A 9,555-nucleotide genomic window follows, 5' to 3' on the forward strand; every position below is an offset into this window, starting at 1 on the left:
GTTGTCCGTCTACGGAACGGACATGGACAAGCACGGACAGGGACAAGCCCTGTCCCTACACTTCCGCCTTCTGTCCTGTGTTATTTATCCGTGCTAATCCGTGCAGCTATACCTGAACGGTTACGAGTCCATATAATCCACACCGTCCATATCGTCCAGGAGCCAAAATACAAGTGAACCCGAAACAGGAATACACCGAACTAATAGCTCTTTTCAAGAGATGCCTCCAACAGGAGTTAGGGCTGGAAGAAACTCGACGACCTGCCAGCGGATGCCTCGAAACCGAAACCCGAAACCCTCCCACCCTGGCTCAAATCAAAGGGGCTATTAATGGCTGTCAGAAATGCCGGCTCCACCAGGGACGAACCCATATTGTCTTTGGCAAGGGAAATGAGCGGGCTAAGCTTATGATCATCGGAGAGGCCCCCGGCTCTGATGAAGACAAAGCGGGTGAACCTTTTGTCGGTCCGGCAGGACAACTCTTAACCCGGATGTTGGCGGCTATTAAGTTGTCCCGGGAGGAGGTTTATATCACTAATGCCGTCAAATGCCGTCCGCCGCAAAATAGGGACCCGAATAAGGATGAGATTGAGACCTGCCATCCTTATTTAAAGGCCCAGTTGGATATTATTAAACCAAAGCTTATCCTGACCTTGGGCAACTTTGCCACTCAAACACTTCTTGAAACCACTAAGGGCATTACCATACTGCGGGGTCAGTTCTTTGATTATCACGGGATGAAACTTCTGCCTACCTTTCACCCGGCCGCCTTGCTCAGGACCCCGAGTTTAAAAAAATTAGCCTGGCAGGATTTGCAATTACTACAGAAGGAGTACGGAAGTATTCATGGCCTTTGACTTTTCTGTGCTGGAAGCAGGCTTAAAGAAAAAGCGAGAACTCAAAGAAAAAGAACGGCAAGACTTGTTAAAGCACTTTATCGATGTTCTGGCAAATTTGAGAGAGAAATATAATCTTAGTGAGGCCTTCGTCTTTGGGTCCATCGTTAAACCAGGCAGATTTATAGGAAACTCAGACCTGGACGTAGCCGTTAAGGGCTTACGAAATGACCGCTATTTCGAGTTTGTGACTGAAATTTCAGATAAGATGAGCCGGGAGGTGGACGTAGTGGAATTAGAGAAATGTCGCTTTGCTGAAAAAATAAGAAAGGAGGGAATAAAAGTTGGGTAAGTTTAATGAGGAAGTGCTTGAGGCCGAGATAAAAGATCAGTTAAAGGAAATAGATAAGGTTTACCAAAGAATAGAACAAAGAAGCCAAGATTTTGAAAAAAACCCAGAAAGAACCGAGAGCCTGAGCTATCAATTGCATAATTTATACGGTGCCTTTGAAGATTTATTCGAAATAGTAGCGGAATATTTTGAAAATAGTATTGCCGACAGAGAGAGATGGCACGTTGAGCTTTTAAGAAGAATGAAGATGGAAATAAGCGGTGTAAGGCCTGCCCTTATCTCGGAAGAGGGATATAAGATGATAGATGAGCTTAGAGCCTTCAGGCACCGCTTTAGACATGCTTACACTTACGAGTTAGACCCTGATAGAGTAGGCCTGGTTTTAAAAAAGGCCATGAAGTTGAAAGATATTTACCAGTTAGAGGTGGAAAGGTTTCTCAACCTCACCAGGCAGGTAAAGGAACAGAACAGCGATGAGACGGACAAAGCAGGACATCCTGAGAGACCGGATTCCGATAGCCTACAAACTGCTTGAGGCTTGCTCTCTTTGCCCCAGGCTTTGTGGGGTCAATCGGCTGGCCGGCCAGATAGGGTTCTGCCGGTCTGGCTTAAAACCAAAAGTAGCCAGCGCCTATGTCCATCCCTGGGAAGAACCGCCACTCTCAGGGGAGAGAGGCTCAGGCAATATCTTTTTCTCCAATTGTACCCAACGGTGTATCTTTTGCCAAAACTACCCCATCAGTCAATTAGGGGTGGGCCGGGAGATTGAGATCGAAGAATTAGCTCAGATGATGCTGTCTCTTCAGGCCAAGAAAGTTCACAATATTAACTTAGTGACCGCCACCCATTTTATCCCCCAAATTCTTAAGGCCCTGGAGTTAGCTATTCAGAAGGGCTTTAATCTACCACTGGTTTACAATTGTGGTGGCTATGAAAAAGTGGAAACTATGCGGCTTCTGGAGGGAATAATTGACGTTTATCTACCGGATGCCAAATATGGTGATGATGAAAAGGCCTTGGCTTACTCTGGATCCCCCCATTACACGGCCATAAATATGGCCGCTATCAAGGAGATGTATCGACAGGTGGGCAATCTCTCTCTGGCTGAGGATGGGATAGCCAGACGGGGGTTGATTGTGAGGCATTTAGTTCTTCCGGAAATGGTTTCAGGAACAGAGTATGTCCTGAAACGGTTGTCAGATGAGATATCCCCTGATCTATACCTCAGCCTGATGTCCCAATATTTCCCGGCTCATTTAGCCAAAGCCAATCCCCCTCTTGATCGAAGACTTACTCCCTCGGAATATCAGCATGCCTTACAGTTATGCACCCGCCTAGGCTTAGATAATGGGTGGATACAGGAATTGTGATAAAATGACTCACCGACGATTCTTTCTCTCCCCGAAGGAAATACTGACTCACCCTCTGACCATTACCAACCCAGCCATCATCTCCCATATCTCTCGGGTCTTACGCCTGAAGGCCGGCGATAAAATAGTGCTCCTCGATGGTGAAGGGGATGAATACGAGGCCTTTCTTACCAGGATAGGCGATCGAGCGATTGAAGTTGGGGTGGCTAACAAGATTTCCCATCCTCCCCCTGAATTTGAGATCACCCTTATCCAATCCCTTCTAAAGGCTAAAGGAATGGAATTAGTCATCCAAAAAGCCACTGAGTTAGGGGTAAATAGAATAATTCCTGTGATTACCCGACACTCAGTAGCCAGACCCAGGGGAAGGCAAATCTCCCATTATCAAGGCCGGCTTGAGCGAATTGCCCTCTCTGCCTCTACTCAATCCGGCCGGGTCAGAATACCGACTATCGAGCCAGCCACTGATTTTGACCGGGTTTTAGACCAAGTAACCGGTGATCTTCGGCTTCTACTCTGGGAAGAAGAACGGGATAGAAAGATAGGTGAGACCTTAAAGCCTGGTTTAGAGGTTAAAAAGACCGCCCTTTTAGTCGGTCCCGAGGGTGGGTTTACTCTGGAAGAAGTGGAGATGGCCAGGACAAGAGGCTGGATTACTGTTTCTCTGGGCAGACAAAGACTCAGAAGTGAAACAGCGGCTATCGTTGGATTAGGCATACTTAATGTTTACCATGATCTTTAACGCCGGGTGCAGAGAAGAAGCTGAGGACGCCGAGAGGAAAGGGGAAAAATTTTGTTGACATTAGCTGAAAATTATGCTAATCTGCCTCCAGCCGGCAGGTGGGCTAAGGCCTATCCCAAAACCTCGGCCTAATGAAAGCCGATAGAGGAGGCAGTTACAACGGCCGAGGGATAGGGGGCGCCAGGGGTTGCTTTCTAACGGTCGAGGCTCGGATCGGTTTTGGGATAGGCTCTAAAAGGAAATGAATTCTTCGGAAATGGAGACAACAATGGCAGTTCCCAAGACTCAGGCGTTAGAAGAAATATTGAGGAGTATTGACTATCTAAGCCCAAAAGAGAAAGGCACTCTTAAAATGGAGTTGGAAAGGAAAGCAAGAAGAGAATTAAGGGAGGTGATGAGTGAAATTCGGGCAGATAATCAGCAATTCTCTGAGGAGGAAATTGTACAGGATGTTACTGAGGCGATTGAAGAAGTGAGGTTAAGCCAGCGTGCCAGAACAAGCTGACTTATTAAAGGTAGTAATAGATACTAACATTTTCATAAGTGGTTTAATCTCTACGACGGGGAGTCCTGCTGCTTTGCTTGATAAATGGGAAGAAGGAAAGTTTACTTTGCTTATCTCGTAAGTGATTATTGACGAGTTTATTGAAGTTGTAAATCGTCCTAAGGTCAAAGAAAAGCATAAACTAAGTGAGCAAAGGATTGAAAAGTTCCTCAATTCAATTTACACTCTGGCGGAAATTGTACCTGGGTTATACCAAGTTGCGAAATTAGAGGATGTTAAGGATGATAAATTTTTAGCTTGTGCATTGGAAGGTAAAGCTGATTATCTGGTTACAGGGGATCCGGATTTAAGGGAGCTTAAATATTATTGGGGCACCCAAATTGTGGGTGTGAAGCAGTTGTTGGGAAAGCTTTAAGGCAAGTAAGAGTTACCGGCCAGGAACTTACGCCGGGCTGGATTATCCTAATGAGGGGGTGAGAAAATTGGGTTTTGAAAGAAAAGCGGCGCTGGTGGGGATGATTATCTCCATCTTCTTTATCTCAGAAGCCCAGGCAGTCGACTTAAGCGGGAGATTAGGCATAGGTCTAAACTATCCGGGAGTCAGCCTAAAATGTGGGGTAGGCCCCAAAGTGGCGATTGAAGCCAAAGGACAGCTTGAAGAAGACATCACTATATATGGATCAAGGCTTTACTACAACTTCAATCGGGGTAAGGCAATGAATCTTTTCCTGGGTGGAGAGGCAGATTATGTCACGTTTGAAGGAGAAGATTCGAAAGGATCAGGTTTTGCGGTGGAGGCCTTTATTGGCGGAGAGTATTTCCTGATGAAGAACCTCTCCCTTACCACAGACATTGGCCCGGCTTATGTCTCTCTAAAAGATGATGATACTGAGGAGACAGAGGAGGGGGTAGAATATGTAGTTAACGTTGGGGTGAACCTTTACTTCGGAGGTGGAAAATGAAGAGATTAAGTCTGATTTTATCCCTTATCTTTTTAGTCTCTCTCTCGGCTTCAGGTTATGCCGGAGTAAACTTGGGCATGACTGGAGCAGTAAAGGAAAGAGCGGAAAAGTTAGATGAAAAGGCAAAGGTGGTTAAGGAACCAACCGAAGAGGAAAAAGAGGAGGCAAAAAAGAAGGTAGAAGAAGCCAACGGATCATTGGAAGAGGCTATGGATTCATTGGGAGAGAGCCAGGAGTATGGAGACGAAAATTATGAGAAGGCCATGGATGACCTTGAAGAGGCAAATTCCTTCTTTAAGGAGGCCTTAGAAAAAGACCCCAATAATCCTGAGGCAAATCTGGGGGCAGCTATAACTGAGATAATACTTATAGGAGAGGACCCTGAGATCAAGGAGGCGATGGAGAAACTCTGGGCATGGTTGGAATCTTTTGGAGAAAATTTTATGGGCAGCCCGATTTTTATGCCGAAACGCTTGCAGGCTCCCCCAAAAGATAAGGCGGTCAGTGCCCTGGCTGCGATTATTGAAAATGAGCCTCTTACTATGAGTGAGCTACAGGATATTACTAAAGATAAGGTACTTCCTAAGATTGACTATATTACTAAAAGATTGGAGGTAGTGGAAAATTCTTCGTGGGAATCGACCACCTTTGAATTTACCCTGGATAGTGAGGCCATCAAGGATTTCATCTCTTCTAACTTCAACGATAGTGAGGAGTTTAATAGCATTGAGGAGATGATTGATGAGATATTCGGAACTTTCGCCAATGCAGGAAATGGTGAAACCTTCAGCGTTGAGATCGACAAGACGGATGTCTATCTATATGATGGAGTGCTTCAACTTCTCAAATCAGTCCTTTCAGGCTTTTGTGCCTGGAACCTGGATATTGTATATGATGACTTTGAAGATCCAGAAAAAATAAAAACGGCCATAATGATAATGAAAATCGTAGAAAAGCAGTCTCCTTATGACAAGTTTTTAACCTTGAAGGATTCTGGAATGCTGGAGGCGGCCGGTAATGCCCTTGATGCCTCGGCGGCTAAATGGCTGACGGCCATAGAGTCGTTAGAAAATGAAACAGATGACCAGCAAAATGACCTTTTACCTAAGCCGGAAGACCTCGATGAGGATGGAGAGAAAATGAAATATGCCCTCAATCAACTTAGAGAGGCCTTGAGAGGGACAACGACCATTGATTTTACTTACTATGACCCTGAATCTACTCTCCCTGAACTTAAGATCAATCTGAATGCCTTCTACTTTACCAATCAGATGCAGGATCTGAGGGATTATTTCATTCCAGCCGTAGAGGCATGGCCATGGGACCCCCCATATTCAGAGGAACCTAAATTTGAAGATATTGACGACGATGGATTGACTCCTGACTGGAATGATCCCACCTTTAATGGAGTCTTTCCAGGGATGACCAATGAGAAATTGAAAGAGTACTTTGAGGCCTTGGCCTTTTTTGAGGATGAGGAATCCTTTTTTGAGGATGAGGAAATGGCGCCTCGACGGTAGGTTTCAGTGAGGCTAAACACGGACAGAAAAGGCATATTTTCGAAGGTGGGCAGGAATTCCCCGTGCCCACCTTTTTGTTTTCTACCGCTTCATAGAACAACTAAAGGAGTGTAGGTTGAAGATTTCCCATTTTCTTCTACTTGTAATAATAATCTCGATCCTTCTGCCTTTCCAAAATGTTAAGGCCGGTACAGGCATTGATATTTCTCGAATAAAGATATTCTCTTCAGGGTGTGGCTCGGCAGACTTAAGTTGGACGACGTCACAACCTTCACCTGTCTGGCTAAGGTATGGTCCCACCGAGGATTTAGATTACACCCTTTATGATAACAGCAGGCTTTCTTTAGACCATTATGTTCGGCTCCAGGATCTCCTTCCTGAAACTACCTATTATTACCAGATAAAAGCTGATGAAGATTACTTTAGTGAAGTTCGATCCTTTACCACCCTGGAAGAACCAGGCGGAAAATACCTGTTTTCCTTTGCGGTGATAACCGATAACCACTACACGGTGCCGGGGACCTTTGAGAACCACGAGGAGACGGGCCAGCTTTTGGCCCTCAGTGACTCTCTGTGGCTGGAGACAATCAAGGAGTTAAACGCTGAGGCCGTGGATTTTGTGATTGGCAAGGGGGATTTTACCCACCAGGGGACGGAGGATCAGTTTCGAGGGTTCAAGAACAAATTGGCCGAACTGAGGGTTCCCTTCTATCCGGTCGTGGGAAATCACGACAAGTTGGGTCAGACCTGGAGGAAAGAATTCAGCGAGCTAAGCCCCACCGGCCAGTCTTTCTACAGCTTTACCTGGAAGGACTGGCACTTCATTATATTAGACAGTGCTCAAGATTCTCTCGAGAGCGGGCATATAGACCAACCTCAGCTCAGTTGGCTAATCAGTGATTTAGAGTTAAATGTTGGCCTCCCTACTATGATCTTCCTCCACCATCTGGTCAATCCTATTCCCCAATTGAGCCAGACTAACCTTCTTGACTTCTCTTATCTTATGGTGGACAACGCCAATCAAATTCGTCTTCTGTTAGAGGAATACCCTGATGTGGTCAGCGTTAATTCTGGCCACGCCCATTTTAATCACGTCAGCCTGAGAAACAACCTCCTTTATGTGGTAACCGCCTCCCTGATTCAATTTCCTCTTCAATACAATGTCTACCACGTCTACGAGGAGGGCTTTGTTCAGACCTCGCATCTGCTTTCAGAGTATATAACTGAAAGTGAGGACAGCCGGAAAACCCTGGTCAATTGGGTCAATGATAATTATCCTCAATACAGGCCTTTGGGAGGGGAATTTGTGGCTTCTTTCGTAGGCGGTGCTTTGAAGGATCGTTCTTTTAAGTATGTAAAGGAAAAGGAGGCCCTGCCGTCAGGAGAGTTAAAACCGGCCATATTAAGCCTTTACAACTACCCCAATCCGGTCCGGGAGGGGATGACGACCATAAGATTTCAACTCTCGGGTGAGGTATTCCAGCTTCCGAAGATTAGAATATTTGATGTTACCGGCCAGTTGGTTAACGATAAAATCGGAAATGGTCTTATCCGGATCGATGATTCTCCCGTGACTTACCTGGTGCCCTGGGACTGCACTAACTCCAGCGGGCAGAAGTTAGCCAGCGGCATATATCTTCTATTTGTAGAGGTCGTGGAGGGAGGCGAGAGAATTCATAAGACAGCCAAGGCAGCCATTATCAGGTGATCTGACTGGATCAGTCACTAAGGCACAAACTCGATGCTCGATGCTCGATCCTGGATACTGGATCCTTTACCAGCATCGAGGATCGAGCATCGAGCATCCAGCATCATGTGCTAAACGGTTACGAGTTCTGAGCCAACCGCTTTTGTAAGAGACATGCCGAAGAATCATAATGTAGCTGTCTTATCGCTCACGGTCTTCTTCTTTCTCATCGTTGTGTTCTCCTGGTTCTATCTTCTGCCGCTTTATTTAAAAGGGCTGGGAGCCTCGGATAGAGAAGTAGGCCTGGCTTATACGCTGTTCGGCTTCGGCTGGACTCTATCCCAGTTTTTGGGCGGATACTTGGCCGACCGCTTCGGGAGAAAAGCTTTAATCACCTTTCCCACTTATTCCTTCTCTGTTTTTTATGCGCTTATGGCCTTAAGTCACCACTGGACTGCGGTCACAGCCGCTTATTTTATAGTGGCTCTTGGCGGGGCACTCCAGTTCCCGGCCTTCATCGCCATGATCGCCGAATCTACGGAAAGAAGAGAGCGAGCCTTCGCCATCTTTGAGGCCGTGGCCTCCTTTGGTGCGGCTATTGGTCCACTTCTGGGAGCTGTGATAGTGGGCCGAGTTGGCCTAAGACCGCTCATGCTGGCCACAGCCTTGGTAAGCTTGATCTGCGCTATAATAAGACATTGGCTTTTGCGAGAGACGAAAGCCCGACCTCACCCTAAACCCGCGCTGGTTACCTTAAGCTTCAATAAGAACCTTCTCTGGTTCCTTGTCTCTGGCTGTTTTCTATTTTTAGCTTTCTCTATTACTATCAATGGCCCCTTTATCGCCCTCCATCTTAAAGAGCATCTTGCTCAGGATGAAGGGAAGATAAGCTTACTCTTTGCCTTGGGCTGGTTAGTCGCGGCCATCGTGGGTCTCTTCGGCGGAAGAATCGCGAAAGTATTTGGCGCCAAAAGGACCTTAAGTTTAAGTGTCTTCTTCCATCCGCTATTCTTACTTCTCTGGCTCCTCTGGGACAAAATTAAGCTAAGCTTACTTCCCTTCCTGCTTTCCTTCATCTTCGCCCAATTCATTTACATTACATACCCGGTCTTGATCTCCAAGCTTACGGAAGAAGAGAATCGGGGAAGGATTACTGGACTGCTGGGGACGGTGGCCGGTTTAGTAGCTTCTCTTGGGCCTATTTTGGGTATGCAGTTTAAGCTCTCCTTAGGCGGCTGGGCCCCTTTCTCCCTGGCTCTTCTCTTTGGGATCTTGGCTCTACTGACCTTACAGTTATGCAAGAAGAAAAAGTAATCTATTTTTGTAACCGTTCAGTCGTCCTTTTTGCTGTAGTGGAAGAGAAGGTAAGGTAGAGAGATAAGCATTCAGGAATCATTATTAAAGCCCGAAGGGCTGTAGTATGTTAGCCGTAGGTTTGAACCTACGGAACATTATTAGACTTGCATTCCGCACTTCCAGAAAAGGTTTTGTGCTATTGGGCCAACAAGGCTTTTTGAAAGATAGCTTTATCTAATAGAAGCTTTAATTAAGAAAAGAGATTGTCACCTCACCATAATGATT

10 protein-coding genes and 1 pseudogene are annotated in these 9,555 nt (G+C 46.0%); all 11 read left to right on the plus strand.

Going from position 1 to position 9,555, the window contains the following annotated elements:
- The first annotated feature begins 173 nt into the window (after positions 1 to 173).
- Entirely contained in the window at positions 174 to 857 is a 684-nt protein-coding gene (locus AB1797_10380; GenBank protein MEW5768010.1) for a uracil-DNA glycosylase, read from the plus strand.
- On the plus strand, positions 847 to 1,188 hold the full coding sequence (locus tag AB1797_10385; protein MEW5768011.1) for a nucleotidyltransferase domain-containing protein: 342 nt from the start codon (positions 847 to 849) through the stop codon (positions 1,186 to 1,188). The genes AB1797_10380 and AB1797_10385 overlap by 11 nt, the downstream gene beginning before the upstream one ends.
- Positions 1,181 to 1,723 (plus strand): hypothetical protein, encoded by a 543-nt coding sequence (locus tag AB1797_10390; GenBank protein MEW5768012.1) that lies wholly within the window; start codon positions 1,181 to 1,183, stop codon positions 1,721 to 1,723. The genes AB1797_10385 and AB1797_10390 overlap by 8 nt, the downstream gene beginning before the upstream one ends.
- Complete coding sequence (locus AB1797_10395) at positions 1,662 to 2,558, plus strand: radical SAM protein (protein MEW5768013.1); 897 nt, start codon at positions 1,662 to 1,664, stop codon at positions 2,556 to 2,558. The genes AB1797_10390 and AB1797_10395 overlap by 62 nt, the downstream gene beginning before the upstream one ends.
- 4 nt (positions 2,559 to 2,562) lie before the next feature.
- Positions 2,563 to 3,300, plus strand: coding sequence for a 16S rRNA (uracil(1498)-N(3))-methyltransferase (locus tag AB1797_10400; GenBank protein ID MEW5768014.1), 738 nt, complete (start codon positions 2,563 to 2,565; stop codon positions 3,298 to 3,300).
- A gap of 268 nt (positions 3,301 to 3,568) precedes the next feature.
- Positions 3,569 to 3,805 carry a hypothetical protein gene (locus AB1797_10405; protein ID MEW5768015.1) on the plus strand — a complete coding sequence of 79 codons (237 nt, stop codon included), beginning with the start codon at positions 3,569 to 3,571 and terminating at the stop codon, positions 3,803 to 3,805.
- A pseudogene (locus AB1797_10410) lies at positions 3,789 to 4,220 on the plus strand (putative toxin-antitoxin system toxin component, PIN family). The gene AB1797_10405 and the pseudogene AB1797_10410 overlap by 17 nt, the downstream one beginning before the upstream one ends.
- Before the next feature lie 67 nt (positions 4,221 to 4,287).
- A complete protein-coding gene (locus tag AB1797_10415; protein ID MEW5768016.1) occupies positions 4,288 to 4,767 on the plus strand; it encodes a hypothetical protein in 480 nt (159 codons plus the stop codon).
- Entirely contained in the window at positions 4,764 to 6,287 is a 1,524-nt protein-coding gene (locus AB1797_10420) for a hypothetical protein (GenBank protein ID MEW5768017.1), read from the plus strand. Before AB1797_10415 ends, AB1797_10420 begins: the two co-directional genes overlap by 4 nt.
- A gap of 115 nt (positions 6,288 to 6,402) precedes the next feature.
- Entirely contained in the window at positions 6,403 to 7,995 is a 1,593-nt protein-coding gene (locus tag AB1797_10425; protein MEW5768018.1) for a metallophosphoesterase, read from the plus strand.
- Between the two features lie 153 nt (positions 7,996 to 8,148).
- Positions 8,149 to 9,288 (plus strand): MFS transporter, encoded by a 1,140-nt coding sequence (locus AB1797_10430; protein ID MEW5768019.1) that lies wholly within the window; start codon positions 8,149 to 8,151, stop codon positions 9,286 to 9,288.
- Positions 9,289 to 9,555 lie beyond the last annotated feature (267 nt).

The sequence above is a fragment of the bacterium genome (genome assembly GCA_040753085.1).
Taxonomy (GTDB): Bacteria; UBA9089; JASEGY01; order JASEGY01; family JASEGY01; genus JASEGY01.

Coding starts and splice junctions, on each gene's coding strand:
- AB1797_10385 (MEW5768011.1), top strand. CDS start 847: ATGGCCTTTGACTTTTCTGTGCTGGAAGCAGGCTTAAAGAAAAAGCGA.
- AB1797_10395 (MEW5768013.1), top strand. CDS start 1,662: ATGAGACGGACAAAGCAGGACATCCTGAGAGACCGGATTCCGATAGCC.
- AB1797_10400 (MEW5768014.1), top strand. CDS start 2,563: ATGACTCACCGACGATTCTTTCTCTCCCCGAAGGAAATACTGACTCAC.
- AB1797_10405 (MEW5768015.1), top strand. CDS start 3,569: ATGGCAGTTCCCAAGACTCAGGCGTTAGAAGAAATATTGAGGAGTATT.
- AB1797_10420 (MEW5768017.1), top strand. CDS start 4,764: ATGAAGAGATTAAGTCTGATTTTATCCCTTATCTTTTTAGTCTCTCTC.
- AB1797_10430 (MEW5768019.1), top strand. CDS start 8,149: ATGCCGAAGAATCATAATGTAGCTGTCTTATCGCTCACGGTCTTCTTC.